18 protein-coding genes, 1 pseudogene and 1 riboswitch are annotated in these 21,373 nt (G+C 73.0%); of the genes and pseudogenes, 6 read left to right on the forward strand and 13 right to left on the reverse strand.

What is annotated here, in order from left to right; translation table 11 throughout:
* The 6 genes and pseudogenes from LW587_RS10360 to LW587_RS10385 all read right to left on the reverse strand — a co-directional run.
* A pseudogene (locus LW587_RS10360) lies at nucleotides 1-479 on the reverse strand (cobaltochelatase subunit CobN); the annotation flags it as partial.
* A gap of 25 nt (nucleotides 480-504) precedes the next feature.
* A complete protein-coding gene (locus LW587_RS10365; RefSeq protein WP_332839831.1) occupies nucleotides 505-1,425 on the reverse strand; it encodes a DUF4349 domain-containing protein in 921 nt (306 codons plus the stop codon).
* Nucleotides 1,422-2,456: a cobalamin biosynthesis protein CobW gene (gene cobW, locus LW587_RS10370; protein WP_232629516.1), complete on the reverse strand. Its 1,035-nt coding sequence runs from the start codon at nucleotides 2,454-2,456 to the stop codon at nucleotides 1,422-1,424. Before cobW ends, LW587_RS10365 begins: the two co-directional genes overlap by 4 nt.
* Nucleotides 2,453-2,863: a DUF1636 family protein gene (locus tag LW587_RS10375; protein WP_232629517.1), complete on the reverse strand. Its 411-nt coding sequence runs from the start codon at nucleotides 2,861-2,863 to the stop codon at nucleotides 2,453-2,455. Before LW587_RS10375 ends, cobW begins: the two co-directional genes overlap by 4 nt.
* The gene (locus tag LW587_RS10380) at nucleotides 2,856-3,662 is read right to left on the reverse strand and encodes a CbtA family protein (RefSeq protein WP_232629518.1); all 807 of its coding nucleotides are present in this window, start codon (nucleotides 3,660-3,662) and stop codon (nucleotides 2,856-2,858) included. Before LW587_RS10380 ends, LW587_RS10375 begins: the two co-directional genes overlap by 8 nt.
* Before the next feature lie 28 nt (nucleotides 3,663-3,690).
* Nucleotides 3,691-3,870 (reverse strand): CbtB domain-containing protein, encoded by a 180-nt coding sequence (locus LW587_RS10385; protein WP_232629519.1) that lies wholly within the window; start codon nucleotides 3,868-3,870, stop codon nucleotides 3,691-3,693.
* 42 nt (nucleotides 3,871-3,912) lie between these two features.
* Nucleotides 3,913-4,105, reverse strand: a riboswitch (cobalamin riboswitch).
* Between the two features lie 66 nt (nucleotides 4,106-4,171).
* Here LW587_RS10385 and cobU point away from each other — a divergent pair.
* From cobU to LW587_RS10400, 3 genes are all read left to right on the forward strand, one after another.
* Nucleotides 4,172-4,714, forward strand: a complete 543-nt coding sequence (gene cobU / locus LW587_RS10390) for a bifunctional adenosylcobinamide kinase/adenosylcobinamide-phosphate guanylyltransferase (protein WP_232629520.1) — start codon at nucleotides 4,172-4,174, stop codon at nucleotides 4,712-4,714.
* Nucleotides 4,711-5,316: a cob(I)yrinic acid a,c-diamide adenosyltransferase gene (gene cobO, locus LW587_RS10395; protein ID WP_232629521.1), complete on the forward strand. Its 606-nt coding sequence runs from the start codon at nucleotides 4,711-4,713 to the stop codon at nucleotides 5,314-5,316. The genes cobU and cobO overlap by 4 nt, the downstream gene beginning before the upstream one ends.
* Nucleotides 5,317-5,387: 71 nt before the next feature.
* Complete coding sequence (locus LW587_RS10400; protein WP_232629522.1) at nucleotides 5,388-5,576, forward strand: HipA domain-containing protein; 189 nt, start codon at nucleotides 5,388-5,390, stop codon at nucleotides 5,574-5,576.
* Nucleotides 5,577-5,761: 185 nt separating this feature from the next.
* Here LW587_RS10400 and fae read toward each other — a convergent pair whose 3' ends face one another.
* On the reverse strand, nucleotides 5,762-6,301 hold the full coding sequence (gene fae, locus LW587_RS10405) for a formaldehyde-activating enzyme (RefSeq protein ID WP_232629523.1): 540 nt from the start codon (nucleotides 6,299-6,301) through the stop codon (nucleotides 5,762-5,764).
* Between the two features lie 192 nt (nucleotides 6,302-6,493).
* Between fae and LW587_RS10410 the strand changes: the two genes are divergently transcribed.
* Nucleotides 6,494-6,715, forward strand: coding sequence for a hypothetical protein (locus tag LW587_RS10410; RefSeq protein WP_232629524.1), 222 nt, complete (start codon nucleotides 6,494-6,496; stop codon nucleotides 6,713-6,715).
* 3 nt (nucleotides 6,716-6,718) lie between these two features.
* Here LW587_RS10410 and LW587_RS10415 read toward each other — a convergent pair whose 3' ends face one another.
* The gene (locus LW587_RS10415; protein WP_232629525.1) at nucleotides 6,719-7,159 is read right to left on the reverse strand and encodes a hypothetical protein; all 441 of its coding nucleotides are present in this window, start codon (nucleotides 7,157-7,159) and stop codon (nucleotides 6,719-6,721) included.
* A gap of 433 nt (nucleotides 7,160-7,592) precedes the next feature.
* Here LW587_RS10415 and LW587_RS10420 point away from each other — a divergent pair, with 433 nt between their 5' ends.
* Nucleotides 7,593-8,576 (forward strand): sulfurtransferase, encoded by a 984-nt coding sequence (locus LW587_RS10420; protein WP_232629526.1) that lies wholly within the window; start codon nucleotides 7,593-7,595, stop codon nucleotides 8,574-8,576.
* Nucleotides 8,577-8,668: 92 nt separating this feature from the next.
* Nucleotides 8,669-9,871: a YeeE/YedE family protein gene (locus LW587_RS10425; RefSeq protein ID WP_232629586.1), complete on the forward strand. Its 1,203-nt coding sequence runs from the start codon at nucleotides 8,669-8,671 to the stop codon at nucleotides 9,869-9,871.
* 153 nt (nucleotides 9,872-10,024) lie between these two features.
* On the opposite strand, the gene LW587_RS10430 is transcribed toward LW587_RS10425, so the two are convergent.
* The 5 genes from LW587_RS10430 to LW587_RS10450 all read right to left on the reverse strand — a co-directional run bounded on the left by LW587_RS10430 (nucleotide 10,025) and on the right by LW587_RS10450 (nucleotide 21,363).
* Nucleotides 10,025-11,731 (reverse strand): hypothetical protein, encoded by a 1,707-nt coding sequence (locus LW587_RS10430; protein WP_232629527.1) that lies wholly within the window; start codon nucleotides 11,729-11,731, stop codon nucleotides 10,025-10,027.
* Nucleotides 11,732-12,016: 285 nt separating this feature from the next.
* Nucleotides 12,017-15,310 (reverse strand): hybrid sensor histidine kinase/response regulator, encoded by a 3,294-nt coding sequence (locus LW587_RS10435; protein WP_232629528.1) that lies wholly within the window; start codon nucleotides 15,308-15,310, stop codon nucleotides 12,017-12,019.
* Nucleotides 15,311-15,421: 111 nt separating this feature from the next.
* The gene (locus tag LW587_RS10440; RefSeq protein ID WP_232629529.1) at nucleotides 15,422-17,512 is read right to left on the reverse strand and encodes a hypothetical protein; all 2,091 of its coding nucleotides are present in this window, start codon (nucleotides 17,510-17,512) and stop codon (nucleotides 15,422-15,424) included.
* 88 nt (nucleotides 17,513-17,600) lie between these two features.
* Nucleotides 17,601-20,435, reverse strand: coding sequence for a DUF4159 domain-containing protein (locus tag LW587_RS10445; RefSeq protein WP_232629530.1), 2,835 nt, complete (start codon nucleotides 20,433-20,435; stop codon nucleotides 17,601-17,603).
* 13 nt (nucleotides 20,436-20,448) lie between these two features.
* Nucleotides 20,449-21,363 (reverse strand): DUF58 domain-containing protein, encoded by a 915-nt coding sequence (locus LW587_RS10450; RefSeq protein ID WP_232629531.1) that lies wholly within the window; start codon nucleotides 21,361-21,363, stop codon nucleotides 20,449-20,451.
* Nucleotides 21,364-21,373: the final 10 nt, after the last annotated feature.

A 21,373-nucleotide genomic window follows, 5' to 3' on the forward strand; every position in this document is an offset into this window, starting at 1 on the left:
GCCTCCACGGCCAGCCGCCGCAGGAGATGCTTGAGGTTCTCCGGCCCGCCCGCCCGGAAATAGGCGTCGAGCGTCGCGCAGGTCTCGGGCGGCAGGGTCGAGAAGGCGGCGAGCCGCGGGTCCGGCCGGTCGTCACCGGGCAGCACCGCGAGCCGCACCCCGTTCGCCCGCGCGGCGGCGCTCGCCCGTTCGATGCCGAAGCGCCAGTAATCGAGCCCGCCGAGGCAGCGGATCACGCAGACCTTCGCGCGCGCGATCACCGCGTCGACGTAGAGATCGACCGACATCGGGTGGCGCAGCTGCGCCAGCTTGGCGAGCCGCAGGGAGGGCAGGCCCGGCTCGGCCGCATGGGCCCGCGCGACCGCCGCGAGGTCGGTGTCGGTGAACGACAGGAACACGATCGCGCCGGGGGTCTGGCCGAGGTCGATCGCCGCCTCGCCCTCGTCGAGGGAGACCGTGTCGATTCGGATCAGGTGCATGGGCCCCCCGTCGGGGGCGGCGCCCTCACGGCTCGATCCGCATGCGGGCCGGACGCTGGCGCCTGCGGCGCAGCCGCCAGAGGACGCGCAGGAGCAGCAGGCCGAGCAGGACGACCGGCAGCCAGGGCAGGCTGACGACGACGACGCGCAGGGCCGAGGCCGCGCTCTCGCCGAGGATCGGGCCGCTGCGGGTCCAGACCTCCTGCACCGGGGCGAAGGCCCCGGCCTGCGCGCGCGTCGCCCGGAAGGTGACCGTGATGATCTCGGTGTCGACCCGCTCGTCGAGGCCGCGGCGGCGGCCCTCGGCGTCCTCGATCTGGCCCTGGACCTGGGCCAGCTCCCCGGCGATCCGGATGAGATCCTCGGCCCGGTTGTCGGGCTTCTCGGCGAGGGCGGTGAGGCGGTCGCGGTAATCCGTGAGCTGGCTCAGCCGCCGGCCGGTATCGGCGAGCGCCCGGGTCAGGTCCTCGGCCCGGGTCGACTGGTCCTGCAGGACGACGTCGCCCGCCGCCTCGCCCGGCAGGGGTGCGGTGACGGCGGCGATGTAGGGGGCGACGCCGGCATGGGGCAGGCGCACCTGTACCATCGCGGAGGGCTCGCGCGTGGCGCCCGCGCCCTCCCGGATCGAGGATTGCAGCAGCGTGCAGCCGGAGGCGGCCTCGTTGAGGCAGCGGTCGCGGGCGACGGCGAAGTGCGGCGCCACCTGGGCCGGGGCGAGGCCGAGGGTGAGGTCGTGGCGGTAGGCGAGCTTGGGCCCGCTCTCCGGCTGGGCGAGGTCGCCTGCTTCGCTGGGGCGGGCCTGCCGGGCCGCGGAGACGAAGGGCGCGGGCGCGGCGGGCGAGCTCTCCCGCTCCGACCGGTCGGAGCAGCCCGTGAGCAGCACGAGGGCGCAGGCGAGCCCCCGCAGGCGCGCGCTCAACGAAGCCGCCCGCCCGCTCCGGCTCATCCCCGGAGCGCGGCGGCGACCGCGTCCCTGTCGAACCCCTTGAGGCCGATGACGACGAGGCGCCCGTCGCGGGCCTCGGACGCCCGCCAGGGACGGTCGTAATGGGAGGCGACGCGCCGGCCCACGCCCTGCACCACGAGGCGCATCGGCTTGCCCGTCACCTCGGCAAACCCCTTGATGCGCAGCACGCCCTCGGTCTCGGCGGCCTTTTCCACGCGGGCCGCGAGGTCTTCGGGACTGCCCGCGATCCCGACGGGGAGCGCCACCGATTCGAAGTCGTCGTGGTCGTGATCCTCGCCCTCGCCGTGGTGGGAGGGGCGCGCGTCGAGATCGTCCTCGGCGCCCGCGCCGATCCCGAGCAGCACCCGCGGGTCGAGGCGGCCATGGGCGGTGGCGACGATCTCGACGGCGCGGGGCAGATGCGCCTCGATCTCGGCGCGGACCTTGTCCTGGGCCGCGGCGTCCATGAGGTCGGACTTGTTGAGCACCACGAGGTCGGCGCAGAGGATCTGGTCCTCGAACACCTCCTCCAACGGGTTGTCGTGATCGACGGACTGGTCCGCCGCACGCTGGTCGGCGAGCGCGTCCGGATCCTCGGCGAACAGGCCGGAGGCCACCGCCGGGCCGTCCACCACCGCCACGACGCCGTCCACCGTCACCCGCGAGCGGATCGCCGGCCACTGGAAGGCCTGAACCAGGGGCTTGGGAAGGGCCAGTCCCGAGGTCTCGATCAGGATGTGCTCCGGCGGCTCGGGCCGGTCGAGGAGCTTCGTGAGCGCCGGGACGAAGTCGTCGGCGACCGTGCAGCAGATGCAGCCGTTGGGCAGTTCCACCACCGAATCCTCGGTGCAGCCCTCGACGCCGCAGGAGGCCAGGAACGAGCCGTCGAAGCCGAGATCGCCGAACTCGTTGACGATGACGGCGAGCCGCCGGCCGCGGGCCTGCTCGATCGTGTGGCGCACCAAAGTGGTCTTGCCGGCCCCGAGGAAGCCGGTGACGATGGTGCAGGGGATCTTGTCGACGAGGCTCATGGATCGGGCGTCCGGTTCGGGGCCGGGGTCAGCGGCGGGATGCGGGCGACGACGCCCTTGCGAAACGCCTCCGGGCGCTCGCGCCAGGGCACGAGGCCGTCGGGGGTCTCGAGGTAGCGGCGCAGGCCCGCCAGGATGGTGCGGGCGGACTCGTCGGGAGCCGCCAGCGCGTCGAAATCGCCGTAGACATAGGTCCAGCGGCCGGCCGAGGCGATCGCCACCGTGCAGGGGCGCTTGCAGACCGAGAGGCATTCGGCCCCCTCGATCGCCAAGCCCGGCACGGGTGCGCGGTCGGCCTCCGCCACCAGCGCGGCGAGGAGACGGGCCCCGGCCCGCGGCTCGGCGCTGTCCCCGGCCGCCCGGCAGGTGGTGCAGACCGAGAGGACCGCCGCGTCCGCCTCAGCCATGGGCGCGGACGGGGGCGTCGGCGCCCGCGCTCCGGGCGAACAGGCCCCAGGCCCAACCATAGGCGAGCCCGATCAGCGCCCAGAACACGAAGCCGATGGCGAGGGAGCGGGCGGCGAACTGCGCGGCGGTGGCCGGGGGCAACGGCGAGCTCACCGTGTCGACCGAATGCGGCGCGCCGACGAGATGCGGCGCCACGATGAGGACGAGGCCGCCGAGGATCGTCAGCGGCACCCGCCGCACGGCGATCAGGTAGAGGCCGACGCCGGTCGCCGCGACCGTCATCAGCCACCACGACTGGCGCAGCGCCAGCGGCGCGGCGCCCATGCCCGGCAGTTCCGGCGGCAGCCCGATCGCGGGGGCGAGCACCACCGCGAGGAAGCCGGCGATGCCGATCCCGAGGCCGGCCTGCGGCGTCGGTTCGCGGCGCAAGGCCAGCATCACCGCGGCGAGCAGCAGGGCGTAGCCGACGCCGCCGACCAGGGTGGCGAGGCCGGTGAAGGCCATGCGCGGGAAGCCGGGCGCGGGCTCCCACGCATCGGAGGTCTCGCCGGGGGCCGCGTCGCCGTGCCCATGGGCATGAGAATGGGCATGGGCCGGGACGATCAGGGCCGCCAGCGTGACGGCGGCGGGCGGCGCCACGGCGGGCGCGCCCTGAGCCGCGGAGGCGTGGGAATGCCCGCCTTCGAAGGTCTCGGCCTGGAGGATCAGGGGCGAGGTCAGGGCGAGCTGCAGGCCTGTCGCGACGACGGCCGCGAGGAAGCCGGCGACGAGCGCCGCCGACAGCATTCGGACGATCATGGAACCGCTTTCGGGCGTCGGGAAGCGGTCAGTGGCAGGGGAAGTTCTGCGCGTGGCGGAAGTCGTGCGCCGCGTTGTGCAGGGCCGAGGCCGGGGCAAAGCCCGCCACGAAGACGAGACCGAGGCCGAGGAAGGCGGCGACGAGAAGCGCGCGGGCGCCTTCGCCGGAGCGGGTGGCGGCCTGGGTCTGAAGGGTCGCGGTCGTCATCGGGTCACGGGCTCCGGCCGCCCCACCGGCGGCGTTCGAGAAAGGTTTTACGCGCGGACGGCAGGTCTCCTGGCTCACGGCTTCGATCGCGCCTGCCGCCTTCCCGGGTGATCCCGGTGGCTCTCGGCAGGAACTCGCCGTTCACAGTTGCGGGGGCAGCCGCGGATTCGGGTCGCCCCTCCACCGCATTCCCTTTTCACCCCGTCGCCGGGGCACCGTCCTTCGCCGCTTGTAACGCGGAGTCGCGAGCCTTGCAAAGCGCCATTGCGTGAACGGGCCGGCCCGGTGCAAACGCAGCCGCATGACGGATGCCGCCCCCCGGATGACCCTGGTGCTCGGCGGCGCGCGCTCGGGCAAGAGCGCCTATGCCGAGGCCCTGATCGAGTCCTGCCCCGCCCCGTGGCTCTACCTCGCCACCGCGCAGGCCTGGGACGACGAGATGCGCGTCCGCATCGGTGAGCACCGGGCGCGGCGCCCGGCCGGCTGGCACACCCTCGACGTGCCGACGGCGCTGCCGGAGGCGGTGGCCGCAGCGAACCGGCCGGTCCTGGTCGATTGCCTGACGCTCTGGCTCACCAACCTGCTGCTGGCCGAGGCCGATCTCGAGGCCGCGACCGAGGCCCTGGCCCGCGCCTGCGCGGGGGCGCCGGGCCCGCTGGTGCTCGTCGGCAACGAGGTCGGGCTCGGCATCGTGCCGGACAACGCCCTCGCCCGCCGTTTTCGCGATGCGGCCGGACGCCTGCACCAGCGGCTCGCAGGGCAAGCCGACCGCGTGATCCTCACCGTCGCCGGCCTGCCGCTGACGGTGAAGCCTTCCGCCGACAATCCAGGGAACCTCCGATGACCGAAGAAGACGACGCGCGGCATCGCGAAAAAATGGCCAAGCGCAAGGCGGTGCAGGACGCCGAGGTCGCCTCGAAGAGGATCGAGAAGGGCCTGCTCATCGTCCATACCGGCCCCGGCAAGGGCAAGACGACCGCCGCCCTCGGCCTCGCCCTGCGGATGCTCGGGCGCGGCCACCGGGTCGGCGTGGTGCAGTTCATCAAGGGCGCCTGGGACACCGGCGAGGCCCGCGCGCTGAAGACTTTCGGCGACCGGATCGCGTGGCACGCTTTGGGCGAAGGCTTTACCTGGGAGACCCAGGACAAGGCCCGCGACATCGCCGCCTGCCGCAACGCCTGGGAGCAGGCCCGCGCCCTGATGGCGGACCCGAGCGTCCGCCTCCTCGTCCTCGACGAGCTGAACATCGCCCTGCGCTACGATTATCTCGACCTCGACGCGGTCGTTGCCGAACTCGCGGCGCGCCGGCCGGACCTCCACGTCGTGGTCACGGGCCGCAACGCCAAGCCGGCGCTGATCGAGGCCGCCGACCTCGTCACCGAGATGGGCAGCGTGAAGCACCACTTTTCGGCGGGGGTGAAGGCGCAGGAGGGGATCGAGTTCTGAGGGGACTTCGCGGCCGCGACGGGCCTCGTCCCGACCTCGCCCCGTTCCTCCTGTGACACGGCGCGCGGCACGTGGCCGATCGCCGCGAACTCGTCCGCCGCATGGTGTTCGACGTGACGTGCGGGAACCGGGACGACCCCCTCAAGAACCACGCCTTCGTCCGACGCGACGGCGGATGGCCCCTGTCCCAGGCCTTCGACCTGTCGCCAGGCGATGCCCGCGAGATCGCCGCCGGCCTCACCGCCCGCCTGCGGGTCTAGCGGCAGGACTTTGCCGCGGACGGCATCGACGACGCGACGCTCAAACGGTGCGCGCGCTGTCTCGAAGGACCTCGCCCGGCCGTCCGGGCGCGTGTGAGGCTCCGCCGCCGAGGCGCCCACGCGACGGCTCCTTGTCGAAAGCCGGGGGACGCGGCCCGAGCCGCGTCCCGAACAACCAAAAAGAATCAATACTCGATCAGGTCTTCGAGCGCGTAGTGCTTCACCGTCTTGCGGTTGGCGATCAGCTCGTCGATCGTCGGCTCGCCGCGCATCGCCCGGCCGATGGCGAGCTTGGTCGCCTCGTAATTGGTGCGGTAGAGGTCCTTGCGGTCGAGGTTCTCGTCCTTGGCGCAGCGCTCGTCGAGCCAGATCGTGATGATCATGCAGAGCTCCTCGAGGCCGTCCTTCGGCAGAATGCCCTCGATCACGCAATCGACGATGGCGTCGCCGGTGGCCGCCTGGACCACGCCGCCGAGAAGCTCGGCATAGTCCGCGGTGTGGATCGTGACCTTGGTGGTCATCATCGTGGCGGGGCGCACGAGCTGGTTGAGGTCGCGCACCACGAACATGCGGGTATGGCCCTGGACCTGGCCGAGCATGCCGGCGAAGGCGTGGCCCACGGGGCCGCGGGTGGAGCCGATCAGCACCTCCGGCATCGCGTCGGTGTACTGACCGTCGGCGGCGAGCACGGTCGCCTCGCCGGTGCGGAACCAGATCTCGGACATGGGCTTCGTCCCTGCTCTCTCGTAAAGGTTTTTGGACGTTTCTTGTCCCGCGGGCGGGTCGTCGCGCAGACATCATCCCCCGCCCCCGCCGTCAATCGTCGCGCGTCTCATCCCTGCACGGGCCGCGCCCCTGGTCTGCGGCGCGAAAACCGGCCATGGGACGGGCTGTGGAGCGGAGGAGGATTCGTCCCGATGAGCGAGTCCAGCCAGGACGGGGAGCGGGGCTGGAGCCTGTCCGTCTCGCCGGACGGGGACGGCGTGCGCCTGGAACTCGGCCTGCCCGATCTCGGCGGGCGCCCCGTCACGGCGGTGCTCAGCCTCGACCGGGCGCAGGCGCGGGCCTTCGCGCGCGCCCTGCTCGCGGCAGCGGGCGACGCGACCGAGCGGACCTTCGTCGGCCCGGCCGAGTCCTGACGCTCAGCGTTGCAGGTGCCGGCCCGGCAGGCGGGGCACCTTGGTGCCGCGGGGCTCGATCGGCGCGTCGCAGGTGTAGACGAACTCCGCCTGGAGGTCGCTGAACACGGTCTCGCCGGTGATCTTGCAATCCTCGCGCACGGTCTCGTCGAGATAGGTGCGCGCGGCCGTGCGGAAGCGGGTGGCCCGGGTCTCGGCGGGGCGACGGCCCTCGCCGAGGCGGCCGGTGTCGCAGCCCGTCACCTCGCGCACGGCGTTCGAGACGACGAGCACCCGCCGCTTCTGGCGGTTGTCGTAGATCTCGTAGGGCTCGTTGCAGCCGATCGTGACGACCTGCGGCACCTGCGCGACGTAGGTCTGGGAGACATAGGCGAAGCCCGTGCAGCCCGAGGCCGTGAGGCTCACACCGAGGACGAGCGCGAGCCGCGGATAAGTCGTCGCCATCTGCCGCCTCGTGCGCCTCGCCCCCCTGGACGGGATCTGCATTGAAACAGCTGAGCTTGCCCGGTCAAGCCGGGGCGCGCCGTGCGGGCCTCTCCGCCCCCTGGGACGCGGCGCGGGCGCCACGTCCCAGGGGGCGAAAAAGTCCTTCATGCCGGGCGGGCCGCGGGCAGAAGCAACCTCGCTTAAGCCCCTGAAGAACGGATCATTATTCCGTTGACCGGGCACGGGCGGCGCGGCGAGATTGGGGGTGCGGTCCGGGCCAAACCGGTCGTCCCCGAATGCGGTTCCCGTCAGGGAGCGACGGTTCGGGGCACGGCCGGGACGGCGCCGGACCTGCCCAATCCCCCCTGATCGAGACCCTGCCGGAGCGGCGCGCCGCCGCTCCGGGCGGTCCCCTGCGACCTTTTCGACCGTTTCTTCCCGGAGCCCACCCGTGCTGCGCCAATCCGCCTTCCTGTTCGCCGTCGCCGCGGCGGTCCTCGTGCCCCTGGGCCCGGTCGCCGCCCAGGAACCGGCCAAGGTGCCGGCCAAGGAGACGGGGGCGGCGCAGACCGAGGCCGCCCGGGAAAGCCCCCTCGTCTCGACGGAGTGGCTGGAGAAGAACCTCGCCTCCAAAACGCTCCGGATCGTCGAGGTCAGCGTCGAGCCCGGCGTGTTCGAGCGCGGCCACATCCCCGGCGCCCAGAACGTCGTCTGGCACACCGATCTCGTCGAGACGGTAAGCCGCGACATCGCCGGCCCGGACAAGTTCACGGCCCTCGCCCGCCGCCTCGGCATCGACCGGGACACCACCGTGGTGCTCTACGGCGACAACAACAACTGGTTCGCCGCCTGGGGCGCCTGGGTGCTCGCCCAGTACGGCCTCGTCGACAACGTCAAGCTCCTCGATGGCGGGCGCAAGAAGTGGGAGGCCGAGAAGCGCCCCCTCGACACCCGCAGCGCGGAGGTCCCGGCCTCGAGCTTCACGGCGCAGGCGCCCTCGCCCAAGCTGCGCGCCCGCTTCGTCGACGTGCTGGCGGTGGCCCGGAAGGAGCGCGACGAGCAGATCCTCGACATCCGCTCCCCCGACGAGTTCAGCGGCAAGGTCATCGCCCCCCCGGGCATCCAGGAACTCGCGATCCGCGCCGGCCACATCCCGGGCTCGGTCAACGTGCCCTGGGCCAAGGCCGTGAACCCGGACGGCACGCTGAAATCCAAGGACGAGCTGAAGGCCCTCTACGCCGCGGCCGGGATCGACGGCACGAAGCCGATCATCACCTCCTGCCGCATCGGCGAGCGCTCCAGCCATTCCTGGTTCGTGCTGACCCGCGTGCTCGGCTACGACGCCCGCAACTACGACGGCTCCTGGACCGAGTACGGCAACGCGGTCGGCGTGCCGGTGGTCAACCTCGCCGGCACCGTCTGGGGCGGCAAGTGACGCAGCGCGACGGTCTGGCGGAGCCGGTCGGCGCGTACGGCTTCTCCGCCGCGCCGGCCCGGCCGCTGACGGGGGGCGGGCTCGTCCCGGCCCTGGGGGCGAACCGGACCGGAACGCCCTCCGGCGTCGCCCAGCGGGCGGCGCTCGCCGCGCTCATCGCCGCCGGCCTCGCGGCGGCGGCCTGGCGGCTCTCGGGCGAGGCGGGCGGCACCCGGCTCGCCCTGTCGCTCGTCTTCGGCGCGCTGTTCGGCCTCGTGCTCCAGCGCAGCCGCTTCTGCTTTTACTGCCAGTGGCGCGACTTCCTCGTCCTCGGCGACCCGCGGGGGATGCTCGGCATCCTGGCCGCCCTGGCGGCGGGCGTGGCCGGCTACGCGATCGTGCTCGGCGCCTGGATGCCCGATCCGTCCGGCACGCGGCTGCCGCCGGACGCGCATATCGGCCCGGTCGGGCCGGTGCTGGTGCTGGCGGGCCTCGCCTTCGGGGCCGGGATGGCGGTCTCGGGCTCCTGCATCAGCGCCCATCTCTATCGGCTGGGCGAGGGCTCGCCGACGGCCCCCTTCGCGCTCCTCGGCACCGGGCTCGGCTTCGGGCTGGGCTTCCTGACCTGGAACCCGCTCTATCTCGCCAGCGTGTCCGAGGCCCCCGTCCTGTGGCTGCCGCGCCCTCTCGGCTATGCCGGCAGCCTCGCCGTGTCGCTGGCGCTGCTCGCCGCCCTCGCCTGGCCGCTGCTGCGCCGCCTGCCCGCGCCGGAGCCGCGGATCGGCGCCGATCCGCGCCATACCGTCTTCTCGGCCGTGTTCGTGGCGCGCTGGCCGGTCTGGCTCGGTGGGCTCGCGGTCGGGGCGCTCGGCACGCTGGCCTATCTCCGGGTCGGCCCGCTCGGCGTCACCGCCGAGATCGGCGGGCGCTCACGGCATGCGGCCGGCGCGCTCGGCCTGCTGCCGGACCGGCTCGAAGGGCTCGACACGTTCCGGGGCTGCGCCACCGCCCTGCGCGACGCGATCCTCACCCCCAACGGCCTGTTCGTCGGCGGCCTCGTGCTGGCGGCCTTCGCCGCCGCGCTGGTCGCCGGCCAGTTCCGCCCGGCCCGTCCGACGCCGGGACAGGTGTTTCGCGGCCTGACGGGCGGCGCCCTTCTCGGCTGGGGCGCGATGACCGGCCTCGGCTGCAGCGTCGGCACGCTGCTCTCGGGCATCATGGCCGGCGCCGTCTCGGGCTGGGTGTTCGGCGCGGCGATGTTCGCCGGCGCCGCGGGGACGCTGTGGCTGGGGCGGCGGACGGGCGCACTGGCGTGAGGGAGACGCCGCTCCGGCCGTGACGCGCCCCGCCCGCGGCGGGCGCCGTCGCGTCGGCCGACGCACCGGTCCGAACGACGGGTCGCCGGCTTTCGCAGCGATGGCAAGGCGACCTTGAACATGGTCCCGGACACGATCTCCGGGACGACGTCCCTACCGGGCCTGTCTGAGCCACAACTCGTAGCAGGCCGTGGCCTCGACCCGAACGAAATCCGGGTCGAGCGCTGGACGGAACGAGCGTTCGATCATGTCCCGCAGCTGTTGCTTCGGTGGGCAGAGTTGCACGAAGACGGCGTCGGCCTCCGCCAGATAGGCACGCGCCTGCTCGACCGTCAGCGTTCCGACCGTCCGCCAGGGATCGAGCCAGAGTCGGGTGCCGCGGACGGGCTCGGCCCCCAGGAGGCGGGCGAACGGCTCCACGTAACCGATCGTGGTCACGCGCGTCGACGGGCCGACGAGGGCGCGCCTCCGGACGCGCTCACCCATCGCGGCGACCGCGCGGGCCCAGGCGAGGCTCATGGCCGGTTCGGTCGCGTTGAGGCCTCCGGTGAAGGCGGTCTCGGCATCCCGAACGATCGCCTCGGTGCTCTCGGGACCGTGCCAGAGCGCCGCGTAACGATCGGCGGTCTCGCTCGTCTGTCGCGCTACGAGGGTACGGCCGATCACCGGATCAATCGCGGGCTCGCGCCTCATGAACGCGGCCTGGCGGAGGGCCATCGTGCCGGCCCGGCGCAGGACGGTCTCCATGAGGGGATACGCCGCCGTGACGACCACGGCGGCGGCCAGGGCCAGCGCGACGGGATCGACGCGCGACCGTTCCGGCGGCGCGGCCAGGCCTGCGGCGAGACTGGCGAAGGGACCGAACGCCAGGACGATCACCGGAAACAGGGCGAGATTGCCCGTCCCCTGGCTCTCGGTCGCCAGGACGGCGAGAATGACCGTCGCGGTCCAGAGCGGGCGCCGGCCGGCGCGCAGAAGGGCGACCGGGTGCTTGACCCGTCGCCGCCACGCCACCGTGGCCGGACGCGCAGGGTGCCCGGCGAGCCAGATGACGGCGAGCGCGCCGCAGATCAGCGTCGGCAGGGTGCGGATGGAAAGGGCGCTGAGAAAGTAGAGGCCGCCGCCGCGGTTGATCCGCGCCATCTCGGCGATGTCGCGGCCATAGGCCCTCACCGCGCCCGCGGTGACGAGATCGAGCCCGACGAGGGCGGCGATCAGCAGGGCGGCGGCGCCGAGACCGGTGCGGCGCGCGATCGGCGACATCAGCCCGGCGAGACCGAGCACGCCGAGCATGACGACGAAGTGGGAGATCTTCCAGCCGAGGCACAGCAGCAGCAGCCACGCGACGAGAACCGCGTCGAAGCGCGCGCGCTTGGGACCGAAGATCCAGACGAACAGCAGGAACAGGGCGGCCGAAGCCGTACGGTTGTAGACCGCATTGTAGTTGAACTCGGGGATGGGCTCCCATTCGACGACGTAGGGGACGAGCGCCATCCATCCCACGAAGAGCAGGAGTGCGACGGCCCGCGGGCGCGACGGTTGCCGCACGGCCAGCGCGAGAGACGCGGGCAGGAGCAGGAGCCAGGACGAGATCTGCAGAAGCCCGAAGGGCGAGGCGAAGGCCTCGAGCTTCAGCGCGATCCAGGTCTGGACGACGACGAGGCCGCCGAACGGGACCATGAAATCGCGGTGGGGGACCTGACCGTGTTCCAGGCGATAGGCGCCATCGAGCAGCGCCGTGAAGTCCTGGGCATAGCGCCCACTCGGGAAGCCGGGCAGCACGATCGCGACGGCGAGGACGGCGAGAGAGATTCCGATCGCGACACTCGGCAGAAACAGATGATCTTGGGCGAAAGCCAATCGGCGCGACTGCGATACCGAAGCGTTTCCGCGCATTATCAAATCCAAAATGCACATATCTGCATTCAAGAACTACGATCTCGGAATTAATATTTCTTAAAACTCAATTCCGCTTGAAGACGGTGGATGGAAGCCGCCCTCACCGGGGCTGCGCCCCCGCATCGGCAGGGCCGGGTTGCAGGGGCCCGTGACCGGGCTTCCCAAGAGAGCATCCCTTTGACGGGCTGTCGGGGCGGAGCCCGACGATCGCCGAGACTTCGCTCCGTCCCCGTGACAGGGGGCACCCTACCCCCGCGCGATCATCTCCCGGATGCGCAGGCCGAGCGTCTCGACCACGAAGGGCTTGGTGAGCACCGCCATGCCGGGCTCCAGCTGGCCGCTGCCGAGGGCCGCGTTCTCGGCGTAGCCGGTGATGAACAGGACCTTGAGGTCGGGGCGCGAGACCCGGCCGGCATCGGCCATCTGGCGGCCGTTCATGCCGCCGGGCAGGCCGACATCGGTAACGAGCAGATCGATCCGCACGTCCGATTGCAGCACCTTGAGCCCCGCCGCGCTGTCGGCGGCCTCGATGGCGGTGTAGCCGAGATCCTCCAGCACCTCCGTCACCAGCATCCGCACCGTCGGCTCGTCGTCGACGATCAGCACCGTCTCGCCCTGCTCGGCCCGGGGGGCGTCGGTCTGGGGCCGGAGCGGATCGGGCTCCTCCGCCGGGCCGTGATGACGGGGCAGGTAGAGGCAGAGCATCGTGCCCCGGCCGAGTTCGGATTCGATCCGCACCTGTCCGCCGGTCTGCTTGGCGAAGCCGTAGATCATCGACAGGCCGAGGCCCGTGCCCTGCCCCGTGGGCTTGGTGGTGAAGAACGGGTCGAACGCCTTGGCCTGCACCTCCGGGCTCATGCCGGTGCCGGTGTCGGTCACGCAGAGCGAGAGATAGGCGCCGGGCGACAGGTCGTGCCGGCGCGCGGCCGCGGTGTCGATCCAGGTGTTGCCGGTCTCGATGGTGATGCGCCCGCCCTCCGGCATGGCGTCGCGGGCGTTGAGGCAGAGGTTCAGCAGCGCGTTCTCGAGCTGCGGCGGATCCACCAGCGTCGGCCAGGTCCCGTCGGCGACGACCTCGATGGCGATGGTCGGGCCCACCGTGCGCCGGATCAGCTCCTCCATGCCCAGGACGAGACGGTTCACGTCGGTGGGCTTGGGATCGAGGGTCTGGCGGCGGGAGAAGGCGAGCAGGCGGTGGGTCAGGGCAGCGGCGCGCTTCGTCGCGCCCTGCGCCGCGCTCATGTAGCGGTCGACGTCCTTGAGGCGGCCCTGACCGATGCGGGTCTGCATGAGTTCGAGCGAGCCCGAGATGCCGGCGAGCAGGTTGTTGAAGTCGTGGGCGAGCCCGCCGGTGAGCTGGCCCACGGCCTCCATCTTCTGCGACTGGCGCAGGGCCTCCTCGGCCCGCATCAGGGCGCGGGTGCGCGCCGCGACCTGCTCCTCCAGGGTCTCGTTCAGCTCGCGCAGGGCGTCCTCCGCCGCGCGCAGGGCGGTGACGTCGGTGTTGGACCCGAACCAGCGCACGATCCCGCCGGCCTCGTCGCGGATCGGCACGATACGGGTCAGGAACGGCCGGAACACCCCGTCGGCGCCGCGCAGGGGGAAGGTCATCTCGAACCGCTCGCCGGTCTCGAGGGAATGCTGCCAGCGCTCGACCACCCGCGGCAGCACCTCCGGATCGTGCACCGCCCGCCAGCCCCAGCCCTCCATGGCCTCGGCATCGGTGCCGGTATAGGCGTACCAGCGCCGGTTGTACCAATAGATGTGCCCGTCGGCCCGGGCCATCCAGCACAGGGTCGGGATGTTGTCGGCCAGGGTCTCGAACTCGACCGCCTTCTCGCGCAGCAGCCCCGCCGTCCGGTCGCGCTCGGCCTCGACGGCGCGGCGGCCCTCGACGTCGATCAGGACGCCGGGAAAGTTCAGCGGCGTGCCGTCCGGACCGTGATCGACCCGGCCGTTGGCCTCCAGCCAGTAATACTGCCCGTCGGCCCGGCGCACCCGGTACTGGTGGGCGTAGGCGCCGCCGCGGGTGATCGCCGCATCGATCGCCGCGGCGAGGCCGGGACGGTCGTCCGGATGCACCGTCTCGACCACCTGGGCGAGGCTCAAGCCCGCGCGTCCGAGCGCCGGATCGAGGCCGAAGCTCTTGGCGAAGGCCTCGTCCACGGTGAAGCGGTCGCTCGGCAGGTCCCAGAGCCAGGTGCCGATGATGGCGCCGGCCTCGAGCGCCAGTTGCACCCGCTCGGCGTTGCGGCGGGCCAGGGCCTCGCTCTCGCGCAAGCGCCGCTCGACCTCGATCCGCTCGGTCACGTCGAGCTCGGCCACGACGCCGCCGACGATCGCGCCCGCCCCGTCGCGGATCGGTGCGGCGTTGTTGAGGAACAGCCGCCGCCCGGTGCCGTCGAACCGCTCGATCTCGATGAGTTCGTCGCGCACGGTCGCGCCGTGAAGGAGCGCGCGGGCCATGCCCCATTCCTCGGCGCGCAGGCGCGCCCCGGTCTCGGGCCAGTAGCCGACCCACTCGGCGTAGCCCTCCCAATCCGCGGTCTCGGGCGGCACCCCCCAGATCGCCCGGTTGGCGGCGTTGTCGCGCAGGATCTTCCCCTGCGCATCGGCCAGGATGACGCCCACGGGCAGGGCGTCGAGGGTGGCGGCCAGGAGCGTCTCGCTGCGGCGCAAGCGCTCCTCGGCCTCGCGCCGGGCGGTCACGTCCCGGTAGAACACCGCCAGGCCGGCATCGACCGGATAGGCCCGCATGTCGATCCAGGCGGAGCGGCCGTCGGGCCAGGTGTAGCGGTGCTCCAGCGCCACCGGCACGCGCTCGCGCATGGCCCGCCCCTGGAGCCGCACCAGCTCGGGATCCAGGGCGGGGAAGACCTCCGCCTGGAGCCGGCCGATGATCGCCGCCCGCGGGCGCGTCTCCATGCGCAGGGCCTCGGCGTTCATGTCGAGGATGCGGAAGTCGTGGTCGAGGAGCGCGAAGGCCTCGCCCATATTGGCGAGCACGCCCTGCGCCCGGTCGCGCTCGGCCCGCAGCTCGGCCTCCACCGCGCGCCGGAGCGCCTCGGCCCGGACGCGCTTCGTCGTCTCGTTGGTGAAGATGAACAGGCCGGCGACCCGGCCCTCCCCGTCGAGGACCCGGGAATAGGAGAAGCTCCACCAGGTCTGCGCCTCGCCCCGGTCGGTATCCAGCGCCCAGGGCAGGTCCTCGAAGCGGCGGCTGCGGCCGGCGAAGGCCTCCTCGATGATCGGCCTCGCCTGGTCCCAGCCGTCGGCCCAGACCTTGTCGAAGCGCTCGCCCATCGCCCAGGGCAGGCGCGGCCCGAGCAGGGGGAAGTAGGTGTCGTTGAAGAAGAAATGCAGCTCCGGGCCCCAGGCCAGGATCATGCTCTCGGGCGAGTTCAGCACGAGGCTGAGCGCCGTGCGCAGCGATTCCGGCCAGGTCTCGGGCCTGCCGAGCGGATGATCCGACCAGTCGCGCTCCGCGATCATGCGGGCGGCTTCGCCGCCGCCGGCCAGGAACGGAGGTAGGTCGGTCATCCTATGGGGATTACACGGGTTGGAGGGCCGCACGAAACCGCCGATCACGGAGAATGGCCCGTGACAGCGCGACGAAGCGGCCGAGAATGCAAGTCTTTCGGGCGGCGTCCGCTACGCCGTCCGCCCGCGCCGCCCCTCCACCAGCCACATCGCCAGCACGGCCGCGGCCAAGGCCGCGAGCGCCCACAGGCCGATACCGAGGGGATAGACCTCGACGCCGCGCACCGTGGCGCTGTCGCTCGGGCGAAACCCGATCCAGTCGGCGCCGCCCAGGCGCCCGCCGCGGGTGATCTGGAGGCGCGGCACGTCGAGGCCGCCGCCCGCGGCCGCCACGCGGCGGATCGTGCCGCCGGACGCGTCGGTCACGCTCTTCAGCCGCTCGGTGTCGCTGAACACGTCGGCGAGTTCGCGCGGGTTGGCCGGGCCGACGCTGACGAAGGCGACGAGATTGCCCGAGCGGAGCGTGTGGAGGCCGAGGCTGTCCGCCTCGAAGGTGGCGGTGAACAGGCCGGCCTCCGCCTTCGACAGGTCGAGGCTGCGCTCCTTGGCCGTAGGGCCGGTGATCGTGACGGGTCCGGCCTCCTCGGCCATGGTCTGGCGCTCGATCCGCACCTCGCGGCCCCGGCCGGTGGTCTGGGCGCGCAGGGCCTCCTCCTCCATCGCCGGCTCCTTCATGAGCCAGTGGGCGAGGCGGCGCAGCAGGTCGAGATAGGGCCCGCCCTGCTGGTAGCCGCGGGCCCAGAGCCAGGCCTGATCCGACAGCATCAGGGCGACGCGGCCCTTCTCCTCCCGCGAGAGCGCCAGGAGCGGCAGGCCGTTGGCGCCGGACAGGATCGGTTGCACGCCGGCCCGGGTCTGGGCCGAGACGATGCGCAGCCAGTCGCCCCAGGCCGGCGGGCTCGATTCGGAGCCGGGCAGCGCCCGGGTGACGGGGTGGCGCTGGCCGGTCTCGGTGAGGGTCGCCTTGAAGGGCTGCTCGACCACCCGGTTGCTCGGGTCCCCCGGCAGCACCGCGGCGAGCCGGGTGCGGGCGAGGCTCGCCGGCCCGGCGAATTCGGGCCCGGCCGCGATGAGGAGCGCCCCGCCCTCGCGCACGTAGCGGACGATGTTGTCGAAATAGGCCGACGGCAGCACGCTCTGGTTGGCGTAGCGGTCGAAGATGATGAGGTCGAAATCCTTGATCTTCTGAACGAACAGCTCGCGGGTCGGGAAGGCGATCAGCGACAGTTCGGAGATCGGCGTGCCGTCCTGCTTCTCCGGCGGGCGCAGGATCGTGAAATGGACGAGATCGACCGAGGCGTCCGACTTCAGCAGGTTGCGCCAGGTGCGCTCGCCCTGGTGCGGCTCGCCGGAGACGAGCAGCACCCGGAGTTTCTCGCGAATGCCCTCGATGGGCAGGACCGCGCGGTTGTTGACGGTGGTCAACTCGCCCGGCAGCGGCTCGACCTCGATCTCGACGACGTTGGGTCCGCCATGCTCGATCCGCGTGGTGAGCGAGAACGACATGCCGGTGGCGATGCTCTGCCGGTCGATCTCCTCGCCGTCGCGGCGCACGCTGACGGTCGCCGTGCCGGTGCCGCCGCGCTCCATCACCTCGGCCCGGAGGGTCACGTCCTTGCCGACGATGCCGAAGCGGGGCGCCTCCAGCATCCGGATCTGGCGGTCGCGCTCGTCCGGCCGGCCGGTGACGAGGACGTGGAGCGGCGCCTTGAGCCCGAGCGTCTCCAGGGAGGTCGGGATGTCGTGAACCACGCCGTCGGTGAGCATGACGACGCCGGCGATGCGCTCCGGCGGCACGTCGGCCAGGGCCTGGGTGAGCGCGGTGAACAGCTTGGTGCCGTCATCCCCCTCGGAGCCCTGGGCATCGCCGACATCGATGAAGCGCGGCTCGATGTTGGTGAGCGCGCCGAAACGGCGCTCCAGCTCGGCTTTCACCGCATCGGTCATGGCCGGGCGCTCGCCGAGCGTCTGCGAGCCGGAGCGGTCGACGATCACGGCCGCCACGTCCTTCACCGGGTCGCGGTCCTCGCGCACCAGGGACGGGTTGGCCAGCGCCGCGATGACCAGCGCGAGGGCGAGGGCCCGCAGCAGGGCGGTGCGCCCGCGCGCCAGCACCGCAACGACGACGAGGATCGCGGCGAGCACGCCGAACCCCGCGAGCACCGGCCAGGGGATCAGGGGGGTGAAGCTGAGGCTCAGCATCGGGCGGGGCCTTCAGAGTGAAGCGCGGGTATCCCTCCGCCCCCGGCGGGGGAAGGGTTCGATGCGCGGCGCGTGAAGCCGAGAGCCATCACTGCCCCAGCCGCTCCAGCAGGGCCGGCACATGGACCTGATCGGCCTTGTAGTTCCCGGTCAGGGTGTAGATCACGATGTTGATCCCGCCCCGGAACGCCATCTCGCGCTGGCGCTGATCGCCGCCGCTGACGGGGTAGAGCGGCTCGCCGCGCTTGCCGAGCGCCCAGGCGGCGGCCAGATCGTTGCCGGTGATGATGAGGGGCGTGACGCCGTCGCCCGCCCGCGCCGGACGGCGCTCGCCGCCCTCGCCCGCGGGGGGAATCGTCTCGACCCAGGTCTGGCCCGTGCTGGTGCGGCCGGGGAAGGAATCGACGAGGTAGAACGCCTTGGTCAGCACGTGGTCCGGGGGGACGGGCTCCAGTTCCGGCACTTCGAGGGTGCCCAGCATCGTGCGCAGATAGGCGGTCTCGGGGGTCGCCGGGCCGCCGGGCCGCGCGGTCTGGGCGTCGCGGGTGTCGAAGATCACCGTGCCGCCGTTGCGCATGAAGGCGTCGATCCTGCGGATCGCCGCCTCGCTCGGCTGCGGACGCCCGGCCACGATCGGCCAGTAGATCAGGGGATAGAAGGCGAGTTCGTCCTTCGCAGGATCGAGGCCCGCGGGCTCGCCCGGCTCCAGGGCCGTGCGGGCCGCGAGCATCTGGGTCAGGCCCGAAAGCCCGGCCTGGCTCGCGCCATCGACCCCGGCATCGCCCGTGAGGATGTAGGCGAGGCGGGTGATGAGGGCCGATTCGGTGCCGTTCGGCCGGTTGGGGGGCGGCGTCTGGGCGAGGGCCGGCGGCGGCGCGGCCAGGAGGGTGGCGGCGAGCGCGACGAGGAGCAGGGCGGCGGGCGCCGCCCGTCCCCGGGTGATCCGGGCCGGACCGCGCAGGAAGCCGCCGAGCCAGAGACCGGCGAGGGTGTCTAGGGCCAGCAGCGTCAGGGCGAGGCTGAACAGGAAGGCCCGCAGGTCGAGGGTCTCCGCCCCGGCCAGCGAGCCGATCCGGGCGCCCGCGAGCGCCGAGAAGTCGAGGGGATCGAGCCGGTCGCCCGGCCGCAGGGCGTTGACGGCGAGGCCGCCCTCGGCCGCGCCGTAGAAGCCCGGCGGGTGCTCGGGACCGGCGCGGTCGGCGAAATCGGCCGGCACGGCGGTGGCGCTCGCCGGCGGGGAGCCGAGCGCCCCGAACCCGTCGAGCGTCAGCCGCGGGGCCAGAAGCGCCGCCTTGGCCTGGCGTCCCTCGCCGTCGGTCAGCTTCGCCGAGGGGCCGGCGAGGCCGACGACCCGGCGCAGCATGTCGACGAACAGGCCGGACAGCGGCAGGTTCGACCACGTGGTGTCGGCGGTGACATGGAACAGCACCATCAGCCCCTGGCCCCGCTTCTGCGCCGTGACGATCGGGGTGCCGTCCTGCAGGGACGCCCAGGTCTTGCCCGGCAGGTCGCCATCGGGCTCGGCCAGGATCTGGCGACGCACGCCGATATCGGCCGGCGGGTTGAGCCCGGCGAACGGGCTCTCGGGCGCGAAGGACGCCAGCGTCTTCGGCCGGTCCCAGGAGAGCGTGCCGCCGAGCGAGCGCCCGCCCCGGCGCAGCCGCACCGGCACGAGCGGGTCGTTGCCCGCGGCAAGGCGCGGCCCGGCGAAGCGCAGGAGCAGGCCGCCCTCGTCCACGAACTGCTCGACCCGCGCGAGGGTGCGCTCGTCGAGCGCGCCGACATCGGCGAGCGCCAGCACCGAGACCTGATTGTCGAGCATCTGCCCGATCGCCTCCGCCGTCCCCTGGCCGCCGCGGGGCTGCTGCACGTCGGCGAAGGGCGAGAGCGCCCGGGCGAGGTAGTAGGTGGGGGCCAGGAGCGGCTGGGCCTGATCGAGGGTGCCGCCGAAGACGAGGCCGACCCGGCGCCGCTTGCCGCGCTCGTCCATCAGCACGACGGCGCCCGCCGAGCCCTCGCCCTCGATCTCCAGGCGGGCGATGGCGTTGCGCAACTCCACCGGCAGATCGAAGGCGACGCTCGTCTCGCGGGCCTCCGGCTCCAGGGTGAAGCGGCTCTCGGCCAGCGGCAGGCCCTTCTGGTCGAGCGCCCGGACGAGGCCGGTATCGCGGCCGTTGGGACCGGCCCGCAGCACCTGCGCGGACAGCCTCTCGCCCGGCTGCACGGGCACGCCCTCGAGGGCGAGCGCCGGGGGGCGCTCGGCCTTCAGCACCGTCAGCGCGCTGCCGTGGCGGGCGGCCAGCGCGCCGAGGGACGCGGAAAAATCTCCGTCGCCCGCGCCGCGCACGCCATCGCTGATCCAAACGATCGAGGCGCCGGGCATGCGCTCCAGGAGGGTGCCGAGGGCGGCCAGATGCGCGTCGCGGTCGGCGCGGTGCGGGCGTGGACGGATGGCGCGCAGGCGCTCCAGGGCGGCGGCCGGGGCCTTGGCCTCCAGGGGCGCGGCCGGCTCCGCGCTCGCCAGCAGGGCGACGGGGCGCCCGTCGCGGGCGGCGACCTCGATCTCATCGGTGGCCGCGCGCTGGCGGTCGCGCCAGTCATGGGCGGCGGTGAAGCCGTTGTCGAGGATGAGCACGAGCGGGCTGCGGCCCGCGACGGCGCCGAGGCCGCCGGGGTTCCAGACCGGGCCGGCCACCGCCAGGATCAGGCAGGCGGCGGCGAGGATGCGCAGGATCAGGAGCCAGGGCGGCGTGCGGGCCGGGGTCTCCCGCTTCGGCAGCAGGTCGGCGACGAGGACGAGCGGCGGGAAGCTGATGCGGCGCGGGCGCGGCGGCGTGACCCGCAGGAGCACCCACAGGGCCGGCAAAGCCACGAGGGCGGCCAGCGCCAGGGGGGCCGCGAAGGTGAGGGGGAGGCCGAACAATGCGGATCGCCTTTCAGCCGAGGCCGCGCGCGGCGGCGACGAGGGTGAGGAGGCGGAGCGCCGCCTCGCTCGCCGGCCGGTCGGTGCGGTGGATCGTCAGCGTCCAGCCCCGCTGCCGGGCGATCTCGGAGAGGCCGTCGCGGTGGGCGGCGATGCGGAGGCGGTAGGCCTCGCCCCAGGCGCCGGCCTCGCCGATATCGAGGCTCGCGCCGCCCTCGGGATCGTGGAGCACGGCCTGGCCCGTGAACGGGAAGGTCTCCTCGACCGGATCGGCGACCAGCACGAGATGGCCGCTTGTGCCACGCGCGGAGATCGACTGGACGGCGCCGCGCACGGCGTCGAGGGGAGTGAGGAAGTCGCTGATCAGGACGGCGTCGTCGAAGCGGCCCGGCGTGGCGGGGGGCGGCAGATCCTGGGTCAGCCCGGCCGCGTCGTTGATCAGCGCCTGGGCCAGCCGCTCGACGATGCCGCGCGCGGCGCTGGCGCGGGTGAGCCCGAGCAATCCGACGCGCTCGCCGCCCTCCACGAAGGTGTCGGCCAGCGCCAGTCCCAGCACCAGCGCCCGCTCGACCTTGGAGGTCTGGGCGAGTTCGGAGGAAAAGCCCATCGAGGCGGAGCGGTCGATCCAGATCCAGATGTTGTGGGCGGCCTCCCATTCGCGCTCGCGCACATAGAGCCGGTCGTCCCGGGCCGAGCGGCGCCAGTCGATCCGCGCCGCCGCCTCGCCGGTCACGAAGGGCCGGAACTGCCAGAAGGTCTCGCCCGGCCCGGCCCGGCGGCGTCCGTGCAGGCCATGCGCCAGCGTGCCGGAGACGCGGCGGGATTCGAGGACGAGGCGCGGCATCCGCCCGGCGAGGTCGAGCGCCGCCCCGGTCTCGGGCCGCCCGGGGCGGCGCTTCTCGGCCTCGACGAGCCGGGGGGGGGCCATGCGGGCGCGC

Origin of the sequence: Methylobacterium sp. Leaf118, from assembly GCF_920984675.1 — a bacterium.
In the GTDB taxonomy this organism is placed as follows: Bacteria; Pseudomonadota; Alphaproteobacteria; order Rhizobiales; family Beijerinckiaceae; genus Methylobacterium.